The organism is Streptomyces sp. MST-110588 (genome assembly GCF_022695595.1).
Lineage (GTDB): Bacteria > Actinomycetota > Actinomycetes > Streptomycetales > Streptomycetaceae > Streptomyces.
In genome coordinates this window covers 2,692,185-2,718,829 of record NZ_CP074380.1, presented here as the reverse complement: position 1 = coordinate 2,718,829, position 26,645 = coordinate 2,692,185, and the positions used below count along the sequence as shown (strand labels likewise).

The 26,645-nt window shown below is 71.7% G+C and carries 14 protein-coding genes and 1 pseudogene; 11 read left to right on the top strand and 4 right to left on the bottom strand.

What is annotated here, in order from left to right; translation table 11 throughout:
* Positions 1 to 318: 318 nt before the first annotated feature.
* Positions 319 to 2,996, top strand: a pseudogene (locus tag KGS77_RS11770) (SpoIIE family protein phosphatase).
* Positions 2,997 to 3,102: 106 nt separating this feature from the next.
* Here KGS77_RS11770 and KGS77_RS11765 read toward each other — a convergent pair.
* From KGS77_RS11765 to KGS77_RS11750, 4 genes are all read right to left on the bottom strand, one after another.
* The gene (locus tag KGS77_RS11765) at positions 3,103 to 3,891 is read right to left on the bottom strand and encodes a succinate dehydrogenase/fumarate reductase iron-sulfur subunit (protein ID WP_242580820.1); all 789 of its coding nucleotides are present in this window, start codon (positions 3,889 to 3,891) and stop codon (positions 3,103 to 3,105) included.
* Positions 3,888 to 5,837, bottom strand: coding sequence for a fumarate reductase/succinate dehydrogenase flavoprotein subunit (locus KGS77_RS11760; RefSeq protein WP_242580817.1), 1,950 nt, complete (start codon positions 5,835 to 5,837; stop codon positions 3,888 to 3,890). The genes KGS77_RS11765 and KGS77_RS11760 overlap by 4 nt, the downstream gene beginning before the upstream one ends.
* A 1-nt stretch (position 5,838) precedes the next feature.
* Positions 5,839 to 6,666: a hypothetical protein gene (locus KGS77_RS11755; RefSeq protein WP_242580815.1), complete on the bottom strand. Its 828-nt coding sequence runs from the start codon at positions 6,664 to 6,666 to the stop codon at positions 5,839 to 5,841.
* A 254-nt stretch (positions 6,667 to 6,920) separates the two neighbouring features.
* On the bottom strand, positions 6,921 to 7,283 hold the full coding sequence (locus tag KGS77_RS11750; RefSeq protein WP_242580813.1) for a hypothetical protein: 363 nt from the start codon (positions 7,281 to 7,283) through the stop codon (positions 6,921 to 6,923).
* Between the two features lie 416 nt (positions 7,284 to 7,699).
* On the opposite strand from KGS77_RS11750, the gene KGS77_RS11745 reads away from it, so the two are divergent.
* The 10 genes from KGS77_RS11745 to KGS77_RS11700 all read left to right on the top strand — a co-directional run bounded on the left by KGS77_RS11745 (position 7,700) and on the right by KGS77_RS11700 (position 26,614).
* Positions 7,700 to 10,213 carry an ABC transporter substrate-binding protein gene (locus KGS77_RS11745; RefSeq protein WP_242580811.1) on the top strand — a complete coding sequence of 838 codons (2,514 nt, stop codon included), beginning with the start codon at positions 7,700 to 7,702 and terminating at the stop codon, positions 10,211 to 10,213.
* Between the two features lie 172 nt (positions 10,214 to 10,385).
* Positions 10,386 to 12,290 carry a translational GTPase TypA gene (gene typA, locus KGS77_RS11740; RefSeq protein ID WP_242580810.1) on the top strand — a complete coding sequence of 635 codons (1,905 nt, stop codon included), beginning with the start codon at positions 10,386 to 10,388 and terminating at the stop codon, positions 12,288 to 12,290.
* 643 nt (positions 12,291 to 12,933) lie between these two features.
* Entirely contained in the window at positions 12,934 to 15,567 is a 2,634-nt protein-coding gene (locus tag KGS77_RS11735; protein ID WP_242580809.1) for a BTAD domain-containing putative transcriptional regulator, read from the top strand.
* Between the two features lie 293 nt (positions 15,568 to 15,860).
* The gene (locus KGS77_RS11730; protein WP_242580808.1) at positions 15,861 to 17,645 is read left to right on the top strand and encodes a non-ribosomal peptide synthetase; all 1,785 of its coding nucleotides are present in this window, start codon (positions 15,861 to 15,863) and stop codon (positions 17,643 to 17,645) included.
* Complete coding sequence (locus tag KGS77_RS11725) at positions 17,642 to 18,886, top strand: cytochrome P450 (protein WP_242580807.1); 1,245 nt, start codon at positions 17,642 to 17,644, stop codon at positions 18,884 to 18,886. Before KGS77_RS11730 ends, KGS77_RS11725 begins: the two co-directional genes overlap by 4 nt.
* Positions 18,887 to 19,078: 192 nt before the next feature.
* Positions 19,079 to 19,468 (top strand): thioesterase domain-containing protein, encoded by a 390-nt coding sequence (locus KGS77_RS11720; RefSeq protein ID WP_242580806.1) that lies wholly within the window; start codon positions 19,079 to 19,081, stop codon positions 19,466 to 19,468.
* 17 nt (positions 19,469 to 19,485) lie between these two features.
* Positions 19,486 to 19,743, top strand: coding sequence for a hypothetical protein (locus KGS77_RS11715; protein ID WP_242580805.1), 258 nt, complete (start codon positions 19,486 to 19,488; stop codon positions 19,741 to 19,743).
* Positions 19,740 to 20,984 (top strand): MFS transporter, encoded by a 1,245-nt coding sequence (locus KGS77_RS11710; RefSeq protein WP_242580802.1) that lies wholly within the window; start codon positions 19,740 to 19,742, stop codon positions 20,982 to 20,984. The genes KGS77_RS11715 and KGS77_RS11710 overlap by 4 nt, the downstream gene beginning before the upstream one ends.
* 24 nt (positions 20,985 to 21,008) lie before the next feature.
* On the top strand, positions 21,009 to 22,790 hold the full coding sequence (locus KGS77_RS11705) for a polyketide synthase (protein ID WP_242580800.1): 1,782 nt from the start codon (positions 21,009 to 21,011) through the stop codon (positions 22,788 to 22,790).
* The gene (locus KGS77_RS11700; protein WP_242580799.1) at positions 22,736 to 26,614 is read left to right on the top strand and encodes a condensation domain-containing protein; all 3,879 of its coding nucleotides are present in this window, start codon (positions 22,736 to 22,738) and stop codon (positions 26,612 to 26,614) included. The genes KGS77_RS11705 and KGS77_RS11700 overlap by 55 nt, the downstream gene beginning before the upstream one ends.
* Positions 26,615 to 26,645 lie beyond the last annotated feature (31 nt).

Sequence of the window (26,645 nt, the reverse complement as noted above, 5' to 3'; positions counted from 1 at the left end):
TGGTGTCCTGATCGTTGCCAATTCATCGACAATTCGTGGAAGGGCCGCGATCGAGACTGTGCTGTGATCGTGAAGACCGTGTACCGGAAAGCCGAGGTGCTGGATACTCGGCTCGTCCGGTCCGGGCACGATGAGCTGGAGGGGACGGGGCTCGTGAGCGAGAAGTCATCCGGCGGGGAAGGTCCCGCACGGACGGATGGACCGGGCGGTACGGACGGACCGGGCGGCAGGCAAGGACCGGGCCGCACGGAAGGTCCGGGCGGTTCGGACGGTCCGGCCGGGGGACCGACGGGTCCCGACGGGCCGGACGGCCCGCCGATATGGCAGAGCAGCCCGCCCGGCTCGATCTATGACTACATCCGTCTCGCCTCCTTCTCGCTCGGTCCCGACGGCCGTATCGACCGGTGGAGCGAGCGGGCCGCCGAGATGCTGGGCATCCCCGTCCGCCATGCCGTCGGCAGGGACCCCGTGGAGGCGTTCGTACCGCCTGAGCTGCGGGCCGACGCGCGCCGCAAGGTCTGCGAGATCCTGGACGGCCGGGAGTGGACGGGCCTGGTTCCCTACCGGGTCGGCGGGTACGGCGCGCAGGAGCGGGACCGGGGCGCCTCGGGGCTGGCGGAGATCTACGTCATGCCGTCCCGGACGCAGGACGACGAGCGGGCCGCACTGTGCCTGGTCGTGGACGTCCGGGCGCTGCGCGGCATCGAAACCGACCTCGCCGCCTCGCAGGCCGTTTTCGGTCAATCTCCCATGGGCTTTCTCCTCTTCGGTACGGACCTGCGCCTCCAGCGGGTCAACGAGCGCTTCGCCGCCGTCTTCGGCGGCAGCCCGTCCGACTACCGCGGCAGGACCCCGCTGGACTTCCTGGCCCGCCCGGAGGCCGAACGGCTGACCGCGGCGCTGCGCCGGGTCCTGGAGAGCGGCGATCCGGTCACCGAGATGCAGCTCGTCGGTACGGCCCCGGGCATAACGGACCGCCGCCGCTGGTCGGTCTCGCTGTACCGGCTGCACGGGGCCAGCGGCCGGCCCATCGGGGTCGCCGCGGTGGCCACCGACGTGACCCGCCGCCGCCGGGCCGAGCGGGAGGCCGCCAACGCCCGCCGCAACCTGGCGCTGCTGAACGAGGCGGGCGCGCGGATCGGCAACTCCCTGGACCTGGAGACCACCGCCCGCACCCTCCTGGACGTCGCCGTGCCGCAGTTCTGCGACCTGGCCTCCGTGGACCTCTACCAAGGGCTGCTGGCCGGTGACGAGGCGCCGCCCGGCGTGCCCGACGGCAGCGCCGAGATGCGCCGGGTCGCCTTCGCCAGCGCCGTCTCGGACGCCCCCGTCACCACCCCGAGCTGCTGCCCGGCCCAGTCCCCGGCGTCGGCCCCGCCCGGCCCGGTCGCGGTCGGCGCCGTCCACCGCTACCCCTTCCACTCGCCGTGCGCGGTCGCGCTGCGCACCGGCCGGGCACAGACCGTCCCCGGCCCGGAGAACGAGGACCGGGCGGAGCTGGGCGTGGTGGTGCACTCCACGCTCGCCGTGCCGATGGTCGCCCGCGACACGGTCGTGGGCCTGGTGCAGTTCTCCCGTACCAAGGGCAGCGAGCCGTTCGGCGAGCGGGACACCGCGCTCGCGGTCGAGCTGGCGGCGCGCGCCGCGGTGTGCATAGACAACGCCCGCCTGTACCGCCGGGAGCACGAGCGCGCGCTGATCCTCCAGCGCAGCCTGCTGCCGCCGGGCGACCCGGAGGCGGCCGGGCTGGACATCGCCTGCCGCTATCTGCCCGGCACCACCGCCACCGAGGTGGGCGGCGACTGGTTCGACGTCATCGAGCTGCCGGGCCACCGCACCGCGCTGGTCGTCGGTGACGTCATGGGGCGGGGGCTGCGGGCGGCGGTCGCGATGGGGGAGCTGCGTACGGCCGTACGGACGCTGGCGCTGCTGGACCTGGAGCCGGCCGAGGTGCTCTCCGCGCTGGACGAGGTCGCGCGCGGGCTCGGCGCGACCGGCGGCGGAAGCGGCGGCGGAAGCGGTGGCGGGAACAGCGGTGGGAAGGGCGGCGGAGCCCGTACGGCCGCCCGGGCCGCCGCGGGCAACGGCGCACCGGCCGCCATCGCAGCGAGCCCCCCGGTACGGGCGGCTCCAACAGATCCGCCGCCGGGGCCGCGGACCTCTCCGAGGTCTACCTCGCCACCTGCGTCTACGCGGTCTACGACCCGGTCACCCGGCGCTGCACCTTCGCCAACGCCGGACATCTGCCCCCGGTCCTGGTCGAGGAGGGCAACGGCGAGAAGGACGTCCTGCTGCTGGACGTACCGCCCGGCATGCCGCTGGGCGTCGGCGGCGAGCCGTTCGAGGAGACCGAGGTCGAACTGCCGGACGGAGCGCTGCTCGCGCTCTACACGGACGGGCTGGTGGAGTCCCGCGACCAGTCGCTGGACGAGGGGCTGCGGGCGTTCCGCGCGGCCCTCTCGGAGGCCGACCGCCCGCTGGAGGACGTCTGCGACCACGTGCTGAACACCCTGGACACCGGCCACGGCGAGGACGACATCGCGCTGCTGATGGCGCGGGTGCACGGCCTGCCCAAGGAGGCGGTCGGCGACTGGAACCTGGCGCCCGAGCCCCGCTCGGTGGCCCGCGCCCGCGAACTGGCCCGTGACCAGCTCACCGACTGGGGCCTGGAGGCCTTGGTCGACACCACCGAACTGCTCGTCAGCGAGCTGGTCACCAACGCCCTGCGGCACGGCCACGGCGAGATCCGGCTGCGGCTGCTGCTGGACCGCACGCTGGTCTGCGAGGTCTGGGACGCCGACCTCGCCCAGCCGCGCCGCAGAAGGGCCCGGGACACCGACGAGGGCGGCCGGGGCCTGCAACTGGTCGGGCTGCTCAGTACGGGCTGGGGCAGCCGCCGGACCCCGCGCGGCAAGACGGTCTGGTTCGAACTCGCCCTGCCGGACGGCGACTCCAAGACGGTGGACCCCTCGGAGGCCCTGCTGAGCCTGTTCTGAACCGCCGACGGGGAGCGGCCGGTGCGCCCCTACCGGCGCGGATCCGCCGATGCCCTCATGGAGCGCCGCGTCCCCGCGGCGCTCTTCGACGGCCCCGTTCAGCCCGTCAGTCCGCCCGCCCCCGCCGCCGGATTCTGCTGCCCAGCCACACCAGGGGGTCGTACTTGCGGTCCGCCGCCCGTTCCTTGAGCGGGATGAGTGCGTTGTCGGTGATCCGGATGTGTTCCGGGCAGACTTCCGTACAGCATTTGGTGATGTTGCAGTAGCCCAGGCCGTGGTCGTCCTGGGCGGTGCGCTTGCGGTCCACTCCGGCCTCGGCCGCCGCGTCCAGCGGGTGCATGTCCAGTTCCGCGACGCGCATCAAGAAGCGCGGCCCGGCGAAGGCGGCCTTGTTCTCCTCGTGGTCGCGTACGACATGGCAGGTGTCCTGGCACAGGAAGCACTCGATGCACTTGCGGAACTCCTGCGAGCGGCCCACGTCCTCCTGGCGCATCCGGTACTCGCCGGGCGCCAGCCCCTGCGGCGGTACGAACGCCGGCACCTCGCGGGCCTTGGCGTAGTTGAACGAGACGTCGGTGACCAGGTCCCGTACGACGGGGAAGGCGCGCATGGGCGTGACGGTGACCGTCTCGGCGCGGTCGAAGACCGACATGCGGGTCATGCACATCAGCCGCGGCCGGCCGTTGATCTCCGCGCTGCACGAGCCGCACTTGCCCGCCTTGCAGTTCCACCGGACGGCCAGGTCCGGGGCCTGGGTCGCCTGGAGGCGGTGGATGATGTCCAGCACCACCTCGCCGTCGTTCACCTCGACCCGGAAGTCCTCCAGGCCCCCGCCGTCCGCGTCGCCCCGCCACACCTTGAAGTGCGCCTTGTAGGCGTCCGATTGCGCGCTCACCGGTTCAGCTCCTCGTCCGTCAGGTACTTCGCCAGCTCGTCCCGCTCGAACAGGTCCAGCAGGTCCGGCCGGATCGGTGGCGTCGCGTCCCGCGTGAGCCGGATCCGGCCGAGCGCCGGGTCCTGGCCGGCCGGGTCCGTGCCGTCCGCCACCAGTTGGCACAGCAGGTTCACACTGCGCCAGCGCCGGTCCATCTCCGGGTAGTCGTCCCGGGTGTGGCCGCCGCGGCTCTCCCTGCGCTCCAGCGCCGCCCGGGCCACGCACTCGCTGACCAGCAGCATGTTGCGCAGGTCGATGGACAGGTGCCAGCCGGGGTTGTACTGCCGGTGGCCCTCCACGCCGGCCCGGCGGGCCCGTACCCGCAGGTCGGCCAGGCGCTCCAGCGCCTCTTCCATCTCGCTCTGCTTGCGGATGATGCCGACCAGGTCGTTCATCGCCTGCTGGAGTTCCTGGTGCAGGGTGTACGGGTTCTCGGCGGGCCCGCCGGGGCGGTACGCGCCCTCCTGGTCGCCGCCCTCCGCGCTGAACGGGCGCAGCGCCTCCGCCTCGGCGGCCTCGGTCTGGCGGTCGTCGACGGGCTCGCGTACCGCCGTTCCGGCCGCGTACCGGGCCGCGTACAGCCCCGCCCGGCGGCCGAAGACCAGCAGGTCGGACAGGGAGTTGCCGCCGAGCCGGTTGGAGCCGTGCATACCGCCGGCCACCTCGCCCGCGGCGAACAGCCCGGGGACGCCGGTGGCGGCGGCGGTGTCCGGGTCGACCTGCACACCGCCCATGACGTAGTGGCAGGTCGGGCCGACCTCCATCGCCTCGGCGGTGATGTCCACGTCCGCCAGTTCCTTGAACTGGTGGTGCATCGACGGCAGCCGGCGCTTGATGACCTCGGCGGGCATACGGGTGGAGACGTCCAGGAAGACCCCGCCGTGCGGGGAGCCGCGGCCCGCCTTGACCTCGGAGTTGATGGCGCGGGCGACCTCGTCGCGGGGCAGCAGCTCGGGCGGGCGGCGGTTGTGGTCGGGGTCCTCGTACCAGCGGTCGCCCTCCTCCTCGGACTGGGCGTACTTCTCCTTGAAGACGTCGGGGATGTAGTCGAACATGAAGCGTTTGCCCTCGCTGTTGCGCAGCACCCCGCCGTCGCCCCGTACGGACTCGGTGACCAGGATGCCCTTGACCGACGGCGGCCAGACCATGCCCGTGGGGTGGAACTGGACGAACTCCATGTTCACCAGCGGCGCCCCGGCCAGCAGCGCCAGCGCGTGCCCGTCACCGGTGTACTCCCAGGAGTTGGACGTCACCTTGAAGGACTTGCCGATGCCGCCGGTGGCCAGCACCACCGCCGGGGCCTGGAGGACGAAGAAGCGCCCCGACTCGCGCTCGTAGCAGAAGGCGCCCGAGACCCGGCCCTCCTCGTCCTTCAGGACGCGGGTGACCGTGCACTCCTGGAAGACCTTCAGCCGTGCCTCGTACGAGCCGAAGCTGCGGGCGTCCTCCTGCTGGAGCGAGACGATCTTCTGCTGGAGGGTACGGATCAGCTCCAGGCCCGTACGGTCCCCGACGTGAGCCAGCCGCGGGTACTCGTGACCGCCGAAGTTGCGCTGCGATATCCGGCCGTCCGGCGTACGATCGAACAGCGCGCCCCAGGTCTCCAACTCCCACACCCGGTCCGGCGCTTCGCGGGCGTGCAGCTCCGCCATCCGCCAGTGGTTGAGGAACTTCCCGCCGCGCATGGTGTCCCGGAAGTGGACCTTCCAGTTGTCGCCCTCGTTGACGTTTCCCATGCTGGCCGCGATGCCGCCCTCGGCCATGACCGTATGCGCCTTGCCGAAGAGCGACTTGCAGACCACGGCGGTACGCATGCCCTGCTCGCGGGCCTCGATGGCGGCGCGCAGCCCGGCGCCGCCAGCGCCCACCACGACCACGTCCCAGTCCTGCCGGTCGACCTGTGCCATGTCAGAAGAACCTCGGATCGTCGAAGGCGCCGCTCGCCAGGAGGAAGACGTAGAAGTCGGCGAGCGCCACGCTCACCAGGGAGACCCACGCCAGCAGCATGTGGCGCGCGTTGAGCCTGCTCACCCAGCCCCACAGGCGGTAGCGCACCGGGTGCTTGGAGAAGTGCCGCAGCCGGCCGCCGACGATGTGCCGGCAGGAGTGGCAGGAGATGGTGTACGCCCAGATCAGCACGATGTTGACCAGGAAGATCAGGGAGCCCAGACCCATGTGGCCCCACTCGTAGTGCTCGTCGCGGAAGGTGAGCACGGTGTCGTACGTCAGGACGCCGGCGACCAGCACCGCGAAGTAGAAGAAATAGCGGTGGATGTTCTGGAGGATCAGCGGGAAGCGGGTCTCGCCGGTGTACTTGCGGTGCGGCTCGGCGACCGCACAGGCCGGCGGGGAGGCCCAGAAGCCGCGGTAATACGCCTTGCGGTAGTAGTAGCAGGTCAGCCGGAAGCCCAGCGGGAAGATCAGGATCAGCAGGGCGGGTGACAGGCCCCACCAGCTCCCGAAGACCTCCCAGTTGGGGCCGCCGCGCATGGCGCGGCAGTTCTCGGACAGGCAGGGCGAGTAGAACGGCGAGACGTAGGGGGCGCTGTAGTAGTCCGCGTTCGCGAACGCCCGCCAGGTCGAGTAGACGACGAAGGCGAGCAGGCCCGCGGTCGTACAGGCCGGGGCCAGCCACCAGCGGTCGGTCCGCAGATGGCGGTCGGGGATGGCGGCACGCGACGCGTCGTGCACGCCGGTCGCGCCCGCCTGTGGTCGGGGTTCGGTGCCAGTTGCCAACGTCGGTCTCCGTAGACGGCTGTCCGTAGGGGGCAGGGCGGCGGGGCGGCGGGGCGCGGGGCGGGCCGCGCGGCCGGGCTTCGCGTGCGGTCGGCGGTGCTTGTCCTGCGGTCTCGTACGGTCTCGTGCGGTCTCACACCGTTTCGCGCCGCTTCGTGCAGTTTCATACGGTCTCGCGCGGTCTCGCATGGTCTCGTGCGGTCTCGTGAGGGTTGTCGCTTCGGCTCACGGCGCCCGGCGGACGTACGGGGCTCTTACGGCGCCCGGCGGTCGCGTGCGCCCAGGCCCTCGTCCTCCGCGTCCCGCCACAGTGCGGCGTCGTAGGGCGTGTCCGGGATCGTGACCATCTCGACGGCGGCGGGGCCGGCGGCCGGACGGTGGCCGGCGCCGAAACCCGGGGCGGACGCCAGGCGCGGAGCGGGGTCGGCGGACCGTGCGGCGGGGGCGTCCGAGGTGCCCTCCCGCAGCAGCTCCAGGCTCTCGCGCAGATGGTCGGTGTCGCTGCGTACGCGGCGGATCTCCAGCCCGCCGCCGACCTGCTGCTCCAGCCGTCCCACCGACCGCACCAGGTCTTCCAGGCTTTGCTGAGCAGCCGTCAAATCGTCTTTGAGGGACATGACTTGCCTCACCTCCGCGGGCGTGGTCGGCCATCTCATGCGCCTGCGAGTGTCGCGCGTCACAGTCGCGGTTGGGAAGGGATCCGCCGCGATTGCGGAACCGGACCGGCGCATTTCGGTGGGTACATGGCGCCTGTCCGGGTGTCCTTCGCATGCCCTGCCGGACGTTCGGGCGCGTGTACGGGTGGCGGTGGCGGGGCGCTGCCGTGCACGTCCGGGGGCCGTACGTGCCTGCCGGGCGGCTCGTTGGGCCGGGCGGGTGGCCTTGGGGCGGCGCCCGACGTGTCGGCGGGCCGCGCCCCGGTCGGTCCCCTTCAGTGGTGGAGGCATAGATGTGATGAGCCGCAAAGTCGGCCGAAGGTGATCCGCGGACAAAGGCGGCGGCGCGGCACGGGCGAGCCCCGGAGGGAACAGCCATGACCGACCACGACAGCCCGGCCGGCGCGGCGGGCCGCAGGCGCCGCCGCGCCGCCCTCATCGCGGCGGGGGCGCTGCTCCCGCTGCCCGTACTGGCGGGCTGTGGCCCGGGGAGCGACGCGCAGACGTCCGGCCCCGTCTCGCAGGACATCGCCGGCACGCCCCGGGACGGGCTGCGCGAGGGCGGCACGCTGCGCTGGGCGATGGACGCGATGCCGGGCACCCTCAACGTCTTCCAGGCCGACGCCGACGCGAACACCGCGCGGGTCACCGGCGCCGTACTGCCCGCGCTGTTCACCCTCGACGCCCGGGGCACCCCGCAGCGCAACCCCGACTACCTCGACGCCGCGGACGTCGTCGAGCGCGACCCGCGGCAGGTCGTGCGGTACCGGATCAACCCCAAGGCGCGCTGGAGCGACGGCCGGCCGATCGGCGTGGAGGACTTCGCCGCGCAGTGGAACGCGCTGCGCGGCAAGGACAACGCGTACTGGACCGCGCGCAACGCGGGCTACAACCGGATCGCCAAGGTCGAGCGGGGAGCCGGCCCCCACGAGGTCGAGGTCACCTTCGGGGCGTCGTACGCGGACTGGGAGTCCCTGTTCACGCCGCTGTACCCGAAGAGCGTGATGGGCCGGGCGAACGCCTTCAACGACGGCGCCCGCGAACAACTGGTCGCCGACGCGGGCCCGTTCACCCTGCACGGGCGGGACGCGGCGCGCGGCACGGTCACGCTCGTACGCAATCCGAAGTGGTGGGGCGAGCGGGCCCGGCTGGACCGGATCGTGCTGGCGGCGCTGCCGCGCGGGAAGCGGGCCGCCGCGCTGGCCGACGGGAGCATCGACCTGGCGGGCGTCGACGCGATGGCCGCCCGGCGGATCGCCGAGGCGCGGCGGCCCCCGCCGTCCGGCTCGCCGGGTTCCGGCTCCGGGAATCCCGGCCCACAGGAGTCCGGCGCCCGGGGCTCCCGTACGCGGGGCTCCGGCACCCGGCCCGGGGCCGAAGGAGCGGGCTTGGGGGAGGGCCGGCGCGCGGCGGAGCGGGACGGCCTCCGCCGCTACACCGTCCGCAAGGCCCTGGAGCCCGCCTACACCCAGCTCGCCGTCAACGGCGGCAGCGGACCGCTCGCCGACGAGCGGGTCCGCCGGGCGGTGGCCCGCGCCATCGACCGCAAGGCGCTGGCCGCCTCCGTACTCAAGCCGCTCGGGCTGCCGGCCGAGCCGCTCGGCAGCCATCTGCTGATGGCCGGGCAGGAGGGGTACGCGGACCACAGCGCGGCGCTGGGGGAGCAGGACACCGTGGCCGCGCGGGCACTGCTGGCCGACGCGGGCTGGCGGCCGGTGGGCGGCGCGCAGGAGAGCCCGCGGACCCCGAGGTCCCCGCAGGCGTCCGGCGGGAAGGCGGACGCCCAGGAGGCCGGCCGGCCCGGCGGCGGCAAGGGCGCCCACAGCGATGCCGCCGGTGCCCGGGCCGAGGCGAGCGCGGACAACCGGGAGGCCGCCGCGGACCAGAACGCCCCGGACCCGGGGCGCGCGGCCGGCCCGGCGCCGCTGTCCGCGGCCGTACGGAGCACCGCCGCGACCCAGCGGGCCGCGCTGCTGCGGCAGAGCGCCGGGCTCTACCGGAAGGCCGCGCGCAAGCAGAAGCGCAGGGCCCACGGGGACCGGGACAGTACGGCGTACCGGAAGTACGTGAAGTACAAGAGGCGGGCGGCACGGGCGGCGCGGGCCGCCGTACGGATCGAGGCGGCACAGGCGCTCGGGGCCCCCGACACGGTCTCGGCGGTCCCGGCGGGCGCACGGGGAGCCGTACCGAAGCCCGCCGCTCCGAAGCCCGCCGCTCCGCCGCCCGCTGCCGCCGGGCCCGCCGGGCCCGCCGGAGAAGGCTCACCCGCCTCCCGCGCGGACGCACACGCCCACCGCGGCGGCCAGCAGCGGCACCCGGCGGCGGCCGGCGCCGCGGCGCGCGGTGCCCGCCCCGCCGCCGTCAAGAAGGACGGCCGGCCGCTCGTCCTGCGCTTCGTGCTCCCCGACGGCCCCGGCTCCGAGCAGGTGCGCGCGGTCGGCGAGCGCATCTCGGCGATGCTGGAGAAGATCGGCGTACGGACCACGGTCCAGAAGGTCGCCGACCAGAGCTACTTCCAGGACCACATCTCCTCCGGCGACTACGACCTGGCGCTCTACACCTGGCCCGGCTCCGCCTACCCCGCCACCGACGCCCGCCCCGTCTACGCCAAGCCGCGGCCGGCCCCCGACGGCCTGCTCACCGTCGAGCAGAACTACACCCGGGTCGGGACCGACCACATCGACCAGCTCTTCGACCAGGCCGCCGCCGAACTGGACCCGGACGCCTCCCGGGAGCTGGTGGACCGTGCGGACGCCCGTATCTGGGCCGCCGCCGGATCGATCCCCCTGTATCAGCGCCCGGAGCTGGTCGCGGCCCGGGAAGGACTGGCCAACGCGGGTGCCTTCGGCTTCGCCACCCCCCGCTACCAGGACATCGGCTACCGGAAATAACCCCAACCGGCACGAGAAAGAGCAGGTCAGGCAGGGTGTGAGCGGGCTGGGGCGGCCGTGGTCGCCCCGGACCCGTACCATGGGATAAGGCCGTGGCGTCCTCATGCCCGGCGGGCGGGCGTACCGGACCGTACGTGCCGCCATCCACGATTCCGGGAGAAGCGCCGCCAGTATGCCCACGCGCCACGACATTCGTAACGTCGCCATCGTCGCCCACGTCGACCACGGCAAGACGACCCTCGTCGACGCCATGCTCAAGCAGGCCGGAGCCTTCGCCGCACACGCCGCGGAGAATCTGGACGACCGGATGATGGACTCCAACGACCTGGAGCGTGAGAAGGGCATCACGATCCTCGCCAAGAACACCGCGGTGAAGTACCACCCGAAGGGCGGCGGGGACCCGATCACCATCAACATCATCGACACCCCCGGCCACGCCGACTTCGGCGGCGAGGTCGAGCGCGGCCTGTCGATGGTGGACGCGGTCGTGCTGCTGGTCGACGCCTCCGAGGGCCCGCTGCCGCAGACCCGCTTCGTGCTGCGCAAGGCGCTGGCCGCGAAGATGCCGGTCATTCTGTGCATCAACAAGACCGACCGCCCCGACTCGCGGATCGCCGAGGTCGTCGATGAGACGTACGACCTGTTCCTGGACCTGGACGCGACCGAGGAGCAGATCGAGTTCCCGATCGTCTACGCCTGCGCCCGTGACGGCGTGGCCTCGCTGACCAAGCCCGAGGACGGCACCGTCCCGCAGGACAGCGACAACCTGGAGCCGTTCTTCTCCACGCTGCTGGAGCACGTCCCGGCCCCCGAGTACGACGAGTCCGCCCCCCTCCAGGCGCACGTCACCAACCTGGACGCGGACAACTTCCTCGGCCGTATCGCGCTGCTCCGCGTCGAGCAGGGCGAGCTGAAGAAGGGCCAGACCGTCGCCTGGATCAAGCGCGACGGCAGCGTCTCCAACGTCCGCATCACCGAGCTGATGATGACCGAGGCGCTCACCCGCAAGCCGGCCGAGGTGGCGGGCCCCGGCGACATCTGCGCGGTGGCCGGCATCCCCGACATCATGATCGGCGAGACCCTGGCCGACCCGGAGAACCCGATCGCGCTGCCGCTGATCACGGTCGACGAGCCCGCGATCTCGATGACCATCGGTACGAACACCTCCCCGCTGGTCGGCCGCGGCGGCACCGGCAAGGGCGCGGACGCCAAGGCCGCGGTCAAGGACCGCAAGGTCACCGCCCGCCAGGTCAAGGACCGCCTGGACCGCGAGCTGATCGGTAACGTCTCGCTGCGCGTGCTGGAGACCGAGCGCCCCGACGCCTGGGAGGTGCAGGGCCGCGGTGAGCTGGCGCTGGCCATCCTGGTCGAGCAGATGCGCCGCGAAGGGTACGAGATGACCATCGGCAAGCCGCAGGTCGTCACCAAGGAGATCGACGGCAAGGTCCACGAGCCCGTCGAGCGCATGACGATCGACGTGCCCGAGGAGCACATGGGCGCGGTCACCCAGCTCATGGGCGTACGCAAGGGCCGGATGGACAACATGTCCAACCACGGCTCCGGCTGGGTCCGCATGGAGTTCGTGGTGCCCTCCCGCGGTCTGATCGGCTTCCGTACGGAGTTCCTGACCAACACCCGCGGCACGGGTATCGCCCACTCCATCCACGAGGGCCACGAGCCCTGGTTCGGCACGCTGACGACCCGTAACAACGGCTCGCTGGTCGCCGACCGGGCCGGCGTGGTCACCGCTTTCGCGATGACCAATCTCCAGGAGCGCGGCGTCCTCTTCGTCGATCCCGGCACCGAGGTGTACGAGGGCATGATCGTCGGCGAGAACTCCCGCTCCGACGACATGGACGTGAACATCACCAAGGAGAAGAAGCTCACCAACATGCGCTCCTCCTCCGCCGACTCCTTCGAGGCGATCGTCCCGCCGCGCAAGCTCTCCCTGGAGCAGTCCCTGGAGTTCTGCCGCGACGACGAGTGCGTCGAGGTCACCCCGGAGGCGGTCCGCATCCGCAAGGTCGTCCTGGACCAGAAGGAGCGCGGTCGCGCCGCCTCCCGCGCCAAGCGGTGACCAGGGTATCGCCGTAAATCCTGAATACCGCGTCCCGTTCCACGGCTGAACGAACGCCCCTTCGAGCCCTGTGCCCGAAGGGGCGTCGGCGTACCCGGAGGACGCCGGGGCCTCGGGTGCCGAGACTGTCCGCAGGCGGTTGCAAAAGGAAAGCGTTGACGGGGACCAGGGCCGATGTCAAAGTCTTTTCGCAGTTCATCGCCAGGCGGAGGTTGTCGGTGAAGGGGTTCCCGTACGGGATGTGCGCGGTGCATCGGTGGGCTGGTTCTGTCGCTGTGCACCAGAATTTCCGCATGGGCTGAAGAGACTGCGCCGACGAGTCTTCGCTGTTTGCATTTCACTCAAGGGGGTCCCCGTGGTGGCGAAGGGAATCGTTCACTATCGAATTCTCGGCCCACTGGAGGTCGTCGGCCATGACATGCGGGCATGCCGATTACCGCGGGGTCGTCAGCAGGTGGTATTGGGGGCCCTGCTTCTGGAGGCCAACAGGGTCGTCAGTACCGAATTCCTCATCGACGCCGTCTGGGGGGCAAATCCGCCGAATACCGCCCGCACGCAGATACAGACCTGTGTTTCCGCCTTGCGGAGTGTTCTCGCGGGAATCGGTCAAGGAGCGGCGATCGTCACACGGGAACCCGGCTACATGATCGTCGTCGCCGATGGTCACCTGGACAGCAAAGTGTTCACGAAGAAAATCGCGGAGTCGAGCGTGCTCATCCGCGAAGGGCGTACCGACGAGGCGCGGAAGGTTTTGTACAAAGCCATCGGCCTGTGGCGTGGCCGGGCTTTGAGCGGTACCAGCAGCGAAAAACTGCGGTCGAAGGTGTCGCAGATGGAAGAGAGCCGGCTGTGGGCCCTGGAGACCTACGCGGAACTCCAGTTGCAGGCCGGCCGGCATCACAAGATGGTCGGGGAACTGCATGCCCTGGTCCAGGAACACCCACTGCGGGAAGGGATGCGCCGTCTGCTGATGCTCGCTCTGTACCGCTCCGGCCGGCAGGCGGAGGCCCTGGACGTCTACCGTGCCGGGCGGCGGCTGTCGGTCACTGAGCTGGGCCTGGAGCCGGGGGAGGAACTCAAGCGTCTGGAACGGGCCATCCTGTCGGGCGACGCCACTTTGCAGGCGCCTCCGTCTCCCCCTGCCAGGGCCCAGGAACACCAAGAAGCGCCGGCGCGGGGCGAATGCAACGGCCCCGCCCAGCTCCCGCCCGAGTGCGAGGAGTTCATCGGCCGCACGGAACTGGTCGATCGGATCACGCGACTGCTGGGCGGCGACGGCGGACGGGGCCTGCGCGCGGTGGTGCTGACGGGACCGCTGGGGGTGGGGAAGAGCACGCTGGCGCTGCACATCGCGCACCGGCTGGCCGACAGGTTCCCCGACGGTCGGCTGCACTGCCGTCTCGGCGGCTCCCACGGGCAGCCGCAGCCACCTGAGGAGGTACTCGCACGGTTCCTGGAGACACTGGGTGTGCCGGCGGCCTCACTGCCGGCCACGGTGGGTGAGCGGGCGGAAATGTTCCGTCGGCTGACGGCCGGCAAGCGGATCCTGATGGTGCTGGACGACGTCACCGGCGAGCACCAGTTGCGCCATCTGCTGCCCGACGACGACTCGTGCGCCGTACTGATCACGGGAAGTCCGCGGGTCGTGGGCCTCCCCGGCTCCCAGTCCTTCACCGTGGATGTTTTTGACGACACCGAAGCGCTCGGGATGCTGGCGCGGGACATCGGGGAACACCGGGTCTCCCGCGAGCCGAAGGAGGCCGAAAGGCTGTGCCGTCTGGTCGGCCGGTCGCCGCTGGCCCTGCGCATCGTGGGCGCCCGGCTGGCCGCCCGTCCGCACTGGTCGCTGGCGTGGATGGCCGGTCGTCTGTCGCCGGAACACCGGAGGCTGGACGAGCTGGCGCACGGCGACCTGGCCCTGCGAACGCGGCTGTCCGCGACGTACGGCGGACTTGAGGGGGAAGCCCGCAGACTGCTGCGGCTCCTCAGCCTCGTGGAAGGGCCGACGACAGGGGTGTGGGAGGCGGGTGAACTGCTGGACGTCGACCTTTACCGCGCGGGTGACCTGCTCGAAACACTGGTCGACGCCCAGGTGCTCGAAACGGTCGGCATCGACCGGATCGGCAGTCCCTACTACAAGATGCCGGGGCTGGTCCGGCTGTTCGCCCGCGAGGAACTGGAAAGGCGGGAGGATGCCGCGACCCTGCACGCGGCCATCGGCCGGGTGGTCGGCTGCTGGCTGACCGCGATGGACGAGCTGCACCGGAGGATTTCCCACGGGGACTTCACCGTACTGCGCGGAAGGTCACCACGTCGGCCGGTGCCGCCGGACGCCCTCGAACGGCTCCTCGTCGACCCGCTCGACTGGCTCGATTCCGAGCGGGCCAATCTGTACTCCGCCATAGCGCTCGCCGCGGCCCACGGTCACGAGGAAGCGAGCTGGGAACTCGCCGTCGGTCTGGTGCCGCTCTTCGAGGACCGGCGCTACTTCGACGACTGGGAACGAACCCATCTGGAGACGATCGAAAGGGTCTGGGCGAAGGGGCTGCGTCGTGGACACGCCGCGCTGATGTACTCCATGGGCTTGCTCCACCTGAGGCGAGGCCAGACGGACGCGGCCGAGCAGCAGTTGGTGTCGGCCCTGGAACTCTTCGAGGAAATCGGCGGTATACACGCACGGGCTCTGACGCGGTGCGCACTGGCGCTGCTGGAACAACGGCGGGGGGACACCGGGACGGCGGCGGCCGGGTTCTCCGCCGCCCTGGAGGATTTCCGTCACGTCGGTGACCGTGCCGGCGCGGCCCGCGTCCTGATCCACATGGCACGTGGGGCGAGCGACCGGAACGACCCGCGGACCGCGCACCGTCACCTGGACGAAGCCCTGGAACTGTGCCGTGCCACCGGTTGCTGGCAGGTGGAGGCGGAAGCCCGCTACGTGCGAGGCAGCCTCCTGCAGGAGCAGGGATGCTTCCAGCAGGCCGAGGACATCCTGTCGGATGTCCTCCAGCACGTACGCGCGCGGTGCGACCCGGCGGCCGTGCCCCGGAGGCCGCCCTGCACGGGGCTGGCGGACGCCGAACTCGGCCGGGTCCCGGTCGGCCGGCTGATACTGCGGGAGGCGATCACCGCGTACGAGCGCAACGCGGACTGGGGAGCGGCGGCCGGTGCCCGTCTGGAGCTGATGCGCGTCCAGGCCCGGCTCCGGAACCGGCGACCGGCCGGCGGTGGGCGGGACGCGGCAGAGGGCCCCCGTGGGTCCACTTCCGCGTGCCGTTGACGAGATCCGGACAGTACGTCGCTGCGGTCGCCCCTGGCCGGCCGCGGATCACCTCAAGCGAGTGGCACGGGTGCTGACCAGGCGCGCTGCCGCCGCACCACTGGTCCGGTACACCGGGACTATCACGGCACTACTGACGCACCGATCCCGTTATGACAGCGGTTCAGTAGACGCGTGTTGAGGATGGGGCCCGTGGGCACGGTCACCGCCCACTCCGGCCGAGCATCCGGTGTCCCGCCGTGGTGCCGACAGCCGCACATGTCACCTGGATGACCAGGGGTGGAGGTTGATCCATGGACGTGCCGAACCGATCGCGCCCGCTGCCGATCGGCGAGATCTTCGCCCGGCGGGCCCGCAGCGCCCCAGGCAGGGTCGCGGTGAGCGGGGAGGACGGTGAGCTGACGTACGGTGAACTGGACGACCGCTCGGACCGTCTGGCCCGGCGCCTGCAGGACCTGGGTGTCGTCCCGGGAGACGTCGTGGCCCTGGACGGGGCGCGGCGGGTCACCACCGTCATCGGGCTGCTGGGCATCCTGAAGGCGGGCGCCGCCTATCTCGCCCTCGAACACCGGTATCCGGCCGAGCGCAGGCGCCTGGTGCTCCGCGACGCGGGGGTCCGGTTCGTCCTGACCCATGCCGACGTGAGTGCCGAACGGCCGGCGGAGCTGCCGTCGTCATGCACACCGGTGTCACTGGAGGGCGAGCTTCCCGACCTGCTGCCGCGGCCGACGGAAGTGACCGCGGACCATGTCGCCTACCTCGCCTACACCTCCGGTTCGACCGGTGCCCCGAAGGGCGTCTGTATACCGCACCGGGCGGTCTCGCGCCTGGTGGTGGACAGCGACTTCCTGCCGGTCGCGGCCGACGACGTCTTCCTCCAGTTCGCGCCGCTCGCCTTCGACGCCTCCACCCTGGAGGTCTGGGGGCCGTTGCTCAACGGCGCCCGGCTGGAACTGGCCCCCGAGCGGGAACTGTCGGCCGGTGAACTCACCAAACACGTCAGGTGCGCGGGTGTCACGGTGCTCTGGCTGACCGCCGGTCTGTTCCAGCAGGTCGTCGACAACGGCCTGGAGGACCTGCAGGGTCTGCGTTACCTGGTGGCCGGCGGGGACGTCCTGTCGCCCGCGCACGTCAACCGGGCGCTGGCAGCCCTGGGAGACACCGTACTGATCAACGGCTACGGCCCCACCGAGAACACCACGTTCACCTGTTGCCACACGGTCACCGAGCCGGTCTCCGGTTCCGTACCCATAGGCCGTCCGATCCGTGGCACCGGGGTGTACATCCTCGACGCGGCCCTGCGCCCGGTCGCCGACGGCCGGATCGGCGAACTCTTCGCGACGGGAGAGGGACTGGCCCACGGATATCTGAACTGCCCGGAGCTGACCGCCCAGCGGTTCCTGCCCGACCCGTTCTCCCCCTGCCCCGGAGGACGGATGTACCGGACCGGAGACCTGGTCAGCAGGCTTGAAGACGGAACGCTGGAGTACCACGGGCGCGCCGACGGCCAAGTGAAGATCCGTGGCTTCCGGATCGAGCCGGGCGAGGTGGAGTCCGCCGTGTGCCAACTGCCCGGCGTCACGGCCGCGGCCGTGGTCGCGCAGTCGCAGCCGTCGGGCGGGAAGCGGCTGGTCGCCTACGTCACCGGGCGACCGGCAAGCCTGCCCGCCACGTTGGACCTGCGCCGCCAACTGGCCGGGACCCTGCCGTCGTACGCCGTCCCGTCCCTGATCCAAGTGGTGGACGCGCTGCCGCTGACCACGAATGGCAAGATCGACCGCGCTGCGCTGGCCGCGGCGGAGACAGCGTGCCGGCCCGACCTCAGAGCGGCCTACCGCAAGCCGCGCACCCCGACGGAAACCGTGGTGGTACGGCTGTGGAGCGACCTGCTGGGCATCGAGGGCATAGGCGCCGACGACGACTTCTTCGAACTCGGCGGCCACTCGCTGGTCGGCGTGCGGATCACGGCGGACCTACGGCGTGAATACGGCGTCGAGATCTCACCGGTCACCTTCTACCTCGATCCCACCCCGGCGGGTCTGGCCGCGGCGATCGACGCGGCACGGGAGGCGGCATGAGGATCACCGACGGCGCCCCGGTCACCGACGGTGTCGACCTGGCGGCGATCGACCTCTTCGACCCGGAGTTCCACGCCGCGGGCGACCCGCACCAGGTCTGGGCCGCGATGCGGGACCGCGCGCCGCTGCACCGCCAGGTGCTCCCCGACGGACGTGCCTTCTGGTCGGTGACCCGGTACGAGGACGCCTGCCGCGTGCTGGCGGACCACCGGTCCTTCACCTCGCAGCGGGGCAGTATCCTCACCCAGCTCGGCCACGACGACGTCTCGTCGGGAAAGATGCTGGTGTCCACGGACCCGCCACGGCACGGTGAACTACGGCGACCGATGAACAAGAGGCTGACCGCGCGGGCGCTGGCCGACTGGGAGTCCAGGATCAGGCGGGCCGTAGGGCACTTCCTCGCCCCCGGACTGGACGGGGGCGTCTGGGACGTGGCACAGCGGGCCTACCACCTGCCGATGACCGTGGCGGGGGCGCTGCTGGGAGTGCCCGAGCCGGACTGGGAGGACCTGGTCCGCTGGACGGGTATGGCGGCTGCACCGGAGGACCCCCTGTTCCGGATCGGCAGCGGACCGGCCACTCTGGCCATCGCACACCACCAGTTGTTCGAGTACTTCGCCGCACAGTTCCGCGCCCGCCGTCGCGGGGACGGGCCGGGCCAGGACCTCATCGGTCATCTGATGACGATGGATGCGGGCACCGGGAAGCTGACCGAGGAAGAAGTCGTCTACAACTGCTACAGCCTGCTGCTGGGCGCCAACGCGACCACCCCGCACACCGTTTCCGGGCTCCTGCTCGCGCTGGCCGAACGCGACGACCAGTTGCGCAAGGCCGCCTCGGACCGGACGCTGATCCCCTCCCTCGTGGAGGAGGGCCTGCGCTGGACCTCGCCGGCCAGCAGCTTCCTGCGGTACGCCGTCGCGGACACCGCGCTGGGCGGCGGACAGGTGGCCGCGGGTGACGCGGTGGCGGTCTGGATCGGTTCCGCCAATCGGGACCAAAGGGTTTTCGCCGATCCGTACCGTTTCGACATCCTGCGCGAGGACAATCGGCACATCGCTTTCGGTCACGGCCCCCATTACTGTCTGGGCGCCACTCTCGCCCGGTTCACCTTCCGCATCCTTTTCGAAGAGTTTTTCCGGCTCTTCCGGGCGGTGGAACTCGCGGGTCCGATCCAGCACCTGAAATCCGTGTTCGTCGCGGGACTGACGCGTCTTCCGGTGCTGACCCACAGGCGCTGACCCACAGGCGCTGACTTTCGCAAGTTCTTTCTTGCGGTGTTGTGCCACTCCCCATAGAGCCGAAGAAATGCGAGTCGTGTGACGTATGCCTTCCCCATCCATGACAGGTGCCACCGGAGCGCTCGGTACCTGGCTGCTGAGAGAGCCCGCCGACGATGTGGCGGCCCGTGTCTTCTGCTTCCCTTATTCGGGGTGGGGGCGTCGATGTTCAACGCCTGGCCCCGCCGGTTCGGTGACGTGGAGGTGTGCTCCATCCAGTTACCGGGCCGGGAGAACCGGATGCGGGAGCCGCACTACGGTTCGTACCAGCGCTTGGCGCAGGACCTGGTCGAACCGCTGCTGCCCTACCTGGACCGGCCGTTCGCGTTCTTCGGCCACTGCGCGGGATCGCTGCCCGCTTTCGAGACGGCCCGGCTGCTGGTGCGCCGCGGACTGCCCGTGCCCACCCGGCTGTTCGTCTCCGCCCAGGTCGCGCCGCACCACTGCCCCCACGACCGGTTCCTGACCATGACGGACGACGAACTGCGGGCCGAACTGGAGATCCTCGCGGTCTCCCGGGCGGCAGCCCGCATCCGGCGCTGATCGATCTGGGGCTGGCGGTGTTGCGCGAGGACCTGGACGCGAACCGGCAGTACCGGATGACCGAGCCCGTCACCGTACCCTTCGGCATCAGCGTCCTGCACTGGGCGGACGACCCGGAGGTCACCCTGGAGGAACTCCGGGGGTGGCAACACTACGGGGACGAGGTGGACTTCACCGTTCTGGACGGTGGCCACTACGCGTTCCTGTCGGCACCCCCACCGCTTCTCGGGCGACTGGCCGACGCGTTCACGGCATCGCCCGGGCCCCGGCCATGAGGGACGACGCTCCGGCCGCGCCCGTCCCCGTGCTCGCGGTCCCCGGTTTCCGGCGTCTGCTGGCCGGGCGCACCCTGTCCTTCCTGGCCACCGCCCTGGTGCCCACCGCACTGACCCTGGCCGTGATCAAGGAGACGGGCAGCGCCGGCGACCTGGGCATCGTCCTGGCCGCGGAACTCGTGCCGCAACTGCTCCTCCTGCCCGTGGGAGGCGTGCTGGCCGACCGGTACCCCGCCCAGCGGGTGGCGTTCCTCGCCGACCTGGTCCGAGGCGTGGCCCAGTTCGTCATCGGCGTCGAGCTGCTGCTCGGCACCGCGCGGATCACCGACCTCGCCGTGCTGTCGGCGGTCACCGGTGCGGCCATCGCCTTCGGGACGCCCACGATGTCCCCGCTGGTGACCGCCGTGGTCCCGGAGAGCGCGCGGCTGCGCGCCAACGGGCACCTGGGCGTCGCCCGCGGTATCGCCCTGGTGGCCGGGCCCGGTGTCGCGGGTGTGCTGGTGGTGACGACCGGACCCGGCTGGGCGTTCGTACTGACGGCGCTGCTCTTCGCCGTCGCCGCCGTGACCCTGGGTGGGCTGCGCACGGCGCCCAGGGCCGCGCGGGACGATCCCGGCACCTTCTTCCGGGACCTGGCCGACGGCTGGCAGGAGGTCAGCAGCCGCCCGTGGTTCTGGACCAACTTGCTGGCCCACGGCGTCTCCAACCTCGCGGCCGGGGTGCTCATGACCCTGGGACCGCTCATCGCTGTGGAACGGCTGGGCGGAGAGGTCGCCTGGGTGGTGGTCTACCAGGCGGGCATGGCCGGAATGGTGGCCGGCGCCTTCCTGGCGCCTCGGCTGCGGGCTCGACGTCCGCTGATCATCACCTCGGTCTGCGGAGCGCTCTTCGCGCTGCCACTGATCACCTTCTCCGTACCGATGACCACGTGGATCAACGCGGTGGCGTACGGGATCGCCATGTTCGGGCTGGGCATCCTCAACACCCTGTGGCAGACCACCATGCAACGCCACATCCCGGAACACGCACTGGCCAGGACCGACTCCTACGACGCGCTGCTGTCCTTCGCCGCCCGGCCGCTGGGCCTGGCGGTGGCGGCGCCCGTCGCCGCCGTGACGGGCATGGCGGCACCGCTGCTTAGCGCGGCCGGCCTCGTCGTGGCCGCCAACCTGGCCGTCATCGCGCTGCCCGACGCGCGGGCGATCCGCGGCCGGTCCAAAGCCGATGTTCCTTCCTCGTGAGCTATCGCTGAATTGGCGGGACACATGAACACCACAGAAGAGTCCGCGACACTGGCGGTCATCGGTGCCGCGTTCGAACTGCCCCAGTGCACCGACTGGCGGGCACTGACCGCTCTCCTGCGCGAGGGGCGCGACACCCTTCGGCCGTTTCCCGGCAAGCGGGCCGAAGCCACCGGCGTACGCCATGACGATGCCGGCCGGGCAGGTGGCTGGATCGATGACGTCACCGGTTTCGACCACCGCTACTTCGGCCTCTCCAAGGCCGAGGCCGAATTGATCGATCCACGGCAGCGGCGCATGCTGCACCTCGCCGTACGGGCCGTCGGTGAGGCCGGGTACCGGCCTTCGGAACTCGCGGGCAGCGACACCGCGGTACTGGTGGCCGGGTACGGTGGCCCGCACCCGAGCCTTTCCGACCTGCTGCCCGCCCACGAGCGGCGGACCGGTGCGGCGAGGACCGGCAGCCTCCACGCGTACGCGGCCGGACGCATCGCCTATCACCTGGATCTGCGCGGACCGGCCCAGGTCATCGACACGTCCTGCTCCTCGTTCCTGGTCGCCCTGCACGAGGCGCGCTGGAAGCTGGCCCGGGGCGAGAGCGCCCTGGCCCTGGTCGGGGGGTACGAGCTGGTGCTCGGCCCGGTGCCGCGGCGCACCACCAGCGCCGAGGGCATGGGCGTCCTGTCGCCCACCGACCGGTGCCGCCCCTTCGACAGCGCCGCGGACGGCACCGCTTACGGCGAAGGCGGCGGGTTCGTCCTGGTCAAACGGCTTGCGGACGCGCTGCGGGACGGCGACACGATCTCCGCGGTGATCCGCGGCAGTGCCGTGAACCAGGACGCGCGGCGCAGCACCGGGCTGACCGCTCCCAGCCCGGCCGCGCAGACCGAGGTGATAGCGGCTGCCTGGAAAGACGCGGGTGTCCCACCGAGCACGATCGGGTACATCGAGGCCCACGGCACCGGTACGAAGATCGGCGACCCCATCGAGATCCAGGGGCTCGCCCAGGCATGGACCGCGCATTCCCGGGGCGTGGTTCCGGTCTCCTCGGCCAAGGCGAACTTCGGGCACCTGGGCTGCATGGCCTCCTTCGCGGGGCTGCTGCGGGTCATCGCCCAGTTCCGGGCCGGGGAAGTCTTTCCCACGGCCAATTTCACCGAGCCCAACCCGCTGCTCTCGATGGAGCGGGTCCCGCTGAGGATCGCCGACCGGCGTGAGGGCTGGCCGACGACCGACGGCCCCCGGCGTGCCGCGGTCAGCAGTTTCGGGCTGAGCGGCACCAACGCGCACATGGTCCTCGAACAGGGCCCGGTCCCCGCCGCGTCGGCCGCGTACGAACCCGCGGAACGGCTGGTCGTCCTGTCGGCCCGCGACACGGCCGCACTCCACCAGCAGGTGCGGCGGCTGCGCCGGCAAGTGGCCGAGGATGTGGCCGGGTTCGACCTGGCAGCGGCCTGTGAGGTGCTGACCGCGGGCCGCGAGCACTTCCCGTACCGGTGCGGCTGGGTGGTCCGTGACAGCACGGACCTGCTCGACAGGCTCGGCACGGCGTTGCACGACCCCGCTCGGACGCCGGCACCCACCGAGGGCACGCCGCCCCCATTGGTGGCGGTCCTGGGCGATGTCCCGGACGTGCGGCTCGACAGGTTGCGGGAGTACGCCACTGCCTACCCGGCCTTCGCCCGCGTCGTCTCCGAGGCCGCGGAACGGATACCGGCCGATGACTGGTCCCCCGCCCAGCGGGCGCTCCTGTGGCTGGTGGCGGGGCGCGGGTCCTGGCGGCAGCCGGGCTGCGACCGCAGTTGACCCTCACGCACGGCACCGGGGCGACGGCGGCCCGGGTGCTCCGGGGCGAGGGCGACCTGTTCCGTGCCCTGGACGCGGTGGCGGCCCCGGCCGCGCCGCCCGAGCCACCGGACCCGGACGCGCTGCGCACCGCGCTGGCCGGCCTGGGCGCGCAGCCGGTGATCACCGACCTGTCCGAGGGCAGCGCGCTGTCCGGCCTCGTGGCGCAGGAGCCGTACGCCGCACTGGCCACCTCACCCGCGCGGGCGCTCCTGGCAGTCCATCTCCACGGACACACCGTCGACTGGCGTGCGGGGCTGGGGCGCGCCCCGCGCCGACGGCTCGAACTGCCGGTCGCCGCCCTCCGGGAGGACCACTGCTGGCCGGTGGTGGCACCGGCGGACGGCCCGGCCGCAAACACTCCCGCGGCGGACGACGTACCGGACACCGTGCCCGCGTCCGTGCCCGGCCCGGCGGTGGCGGCCCAGGGGGCGGCTTCGTCGGCGGACGGGGTCGCCGAGACCGTGCTCGCCTTCGCCCGCGACGTGCTCAAGGAGCCGGGGCTGAGCCTGTCGGACGACTTCTTCCAGGTCGGCGGCAACTCATTGAACGGGACGCAGATGATCTCGCGTATCAACGAGCGCTTCGCCACGAACCTTGAGGTGCTCGACCTCTTCGACCTGCCGGACCTGCGTGCCCTGGCCGAGTGGGTGGCCGAGCAGAGCGCCGCACCGGCCACCGCCACACCGGTCATCACGACACCGGCCACCCCCGCGCCGGCCACCGCGGTGCCGTCCGCCACGGACTCCGCGCCCACCCCTGCCCCGGTCCGTGAGACGGGCCAACAGGGCCCGCTGTCCGGCCCGCAGACAGCGATCTGGGCGGCGGACCGGCTCGACCCGGAGTCGGGCACCTACAACGTGCCTGCGGCACTGCTGCTCGACGCGGATTTCGATGCGGACCTGGGCGCGGCGGAACTCGCCGACCGCCTGACCCGGCTCGCGCGCCGCCACCCCATGCTCCGCGCCGGTCTGCGGGACACCCCGGACGGACCCCGGCAGGTGATCACACCGGCCGACGAGGTCCGCGTGGAACTGGAGCACCGGGAACTCGACCTGACCGCCTGGACCGAGGCGGACGGCAGGGCCGAACTCCTGGACCGCCTCCGCGCCCTGGTCGCACAGCCGCTGTCGCTGTACGACCGGCTTCCCAGCCGCCATCAACTGGTACGGGTCCACTTCGCGGACCGCCGGCGCACCGTACTGCTGCTGACCTACCACCACCTGTTCGTCGACGGCTGGTCCTGGCGGCTGCTGTTCCGGGACCTGGCCGACGACACGGGCGGCGAGCCCCCCGAGCCCAAGCGCGGCTACCTCGACCACGTGCACGAGCAGCGGGAGTTGCTGGGACAGGAAGCGGGACGCCGCCTGGAGCGCTTCTGGTCCGACTACCTCGACGGCGCTCCGTATGTACCGTTGCCGGCGGACCGGGAGGCCACGGGCACCCGGGACCGTGCGGTGGGCACCGAACTCCTCTCGCCCATCGATCAGGAACTGGCGGAATCCATCCGCGGCCTGGCACGGCGGGAGCGCTGCACACCGCACATGGTGATGCTGGCCGCGTGGGCGGCACTGCTGTGGAGGATCGGCGGTGAGCGGGACGTCACCGTCGCCGTGCCGACGGCCGGCCGCGCGCCCGCGGACGAGACCGTGGTCGGCAACTACGCCAACGTCATCGCGGTCCGGGTCCGGGTCCGGCCGGACGAGCCGTTCTCCGCCCTGCTGGCCGCGGTGCGGGAAACCTCACTGACCACCCTCGCGCACCAAGGGCTGCCCACCGACCGGATCCGGCGGATCGCCCGGCCCGGTTCCGCCGATCCGCTGGCCCCGACCATGTTCGGCTTCAACAGCGACGTGGAACCGCTGCACCGGCTGGGAGAGGCAGGGCCGGCGGTCGAACTGCTCGACGTCGGCCAGGGAGCGGCGGCCTTCCCGCTCAGCGTGGTGGTGCTCGAATACGGCGGGGAGATGCGGGCCCGCTTCCAGTACGACCCCGAGCTGTTCGCATCCGCAACCGTGCGGGACTGGCTGGAGGCGTACCGCCTGCTACTGGCACGACTGGCCGACCAGGGACCGGACGCACGGACATCGGCGCTCTCGGATCCCGGCGCCGACGACGGACCGGCGGACGGGAACGCCGTCGGCCGCCCCGGGCGGGGAGCAGGGCCGTACGTCCCACCGGACACCGAAGCCGAACAGCTCCTGGCCGAGTTGTGGGCGCGGCACCTCGGGCAGGACCGGGTGGGCCGCACCGATGACTTCTTCGATCTGGGCGGAGACTCCGTCACCGCGATCGCCGTCGCATCGGAAGCCGGGCGCCAGGGGCTGATGGTACGGCCCCGGACCATCCTGGACCTGCGCACACTGCACGCGGTGGCCGCTCGTACGGTGCGCAGCCAGGACGGCGGGAACGCCTCCCCGACCGATTCCTGCGCCTCCGGAGCGCAGGAGACGGCGGGCACGCCGGACGAAGTGACGACGGACTCCTGCCAAGTCGACCTCACCCCCGCCCAGCGTGAGTTCCTGGAGCGCGGCGCGGTGCGGCCCGACCACTGGAACCATGGCGTGCTCTACAGCGCGCGACGGCCGCTGGACCTGCCCGCCGTCGAGCAGGCACTGGGCCTCCTGGCGCGACGGCACCCCGTACTGCGCGCCAGGTACCACCACACGAACGGCACATGGACCCAGTCGGCGGACGGCGTGGCACCCGTTGTGACCGCGTTCGACCTGCGCGGAACCGACGCGGAGCGGGTGTCCGCGGAGCTGGACGAGCTGGCCACCGGCTTGCACGAGTCGCTGGACCTGCGTACGGGACCGGTGTGCCGGGCCGGGCTGTTCCGGCTGCCGGCCGGACTGCCCGACCAGTTGCTGCTGGTCGTCCACCACACCGTGGTCGACCTGTACTCCTGGAACATCCTCACCGAGGAACTGTCCGTGCTGCTGCGGGACGGCCAGGAGACGCACCTCGGCCCGACCGGCCCTTCCTACTTGGAGTGGGCACGCCGGCTGGCCGACCATGTTCGCAGCCGCCCCGGGCAACTGGACGGATCGTACTGGCTGGACCGCACCTGGGGTGAGGGCTCGCAGGTGCCGGTCGTCCCGGACGGCGCGCGCGGGGTCGAAGGCAACACCCGGGAACTGGTCACCGATTGCGGGGCACTCCCGGCCACCGGGGCGGGGATCACCGCGTACGAGCGGCTGCTGGCCGCGGCCGGCAGCGCCTTCCAGGAATGGCTGGGAGCAAAAGGCGGGGAAGTCGCCGTCCGGCTGGTCGGCCACGGACGCGAGGACCTGGTCCCCGGTCTGGACCTGGGACGCACCGTCGGCTACTTCAACACAGCCTTCCCGTTCGCCCTGGCCCTGCCGGGCCGCCGGGACAGCGCCGCGCACACGGCGTACGTGGCGGGCGAGCTGCGGTCGGTGCCGCGGCGCGGATTCGACTTCGAGGCGCTGCGGTGGTTCCACCCGGACGCCGCGGTACGCCGGGCGCTGGCGGCCGTGCCGGTTCCGCAGGTGCTCTTCTCCTTCTGGGGAACACCGGCGTTCCTTCAAGCGGGGTGGGGCGCGGACACCGACGGCGTGCTCACCGACGTACGCACCGAACTCGTAGGGCGGGACCGCGCCTTCGACATGGAACGCCCCTGCCCGCTGGAGATCTACCCCAGCGTCGTCGACGGACGGGTACGCGTCCGCTGGCAGTACAGCGGCGAGGTGTTCAGCAAGCAGCGGATCCAGGACCTGGCGAACGCCTTCGACGCCGCCCTCGCAGACCACCCGACCGCGTGATCACCACGCACCGCACCCACACATCCAGGAG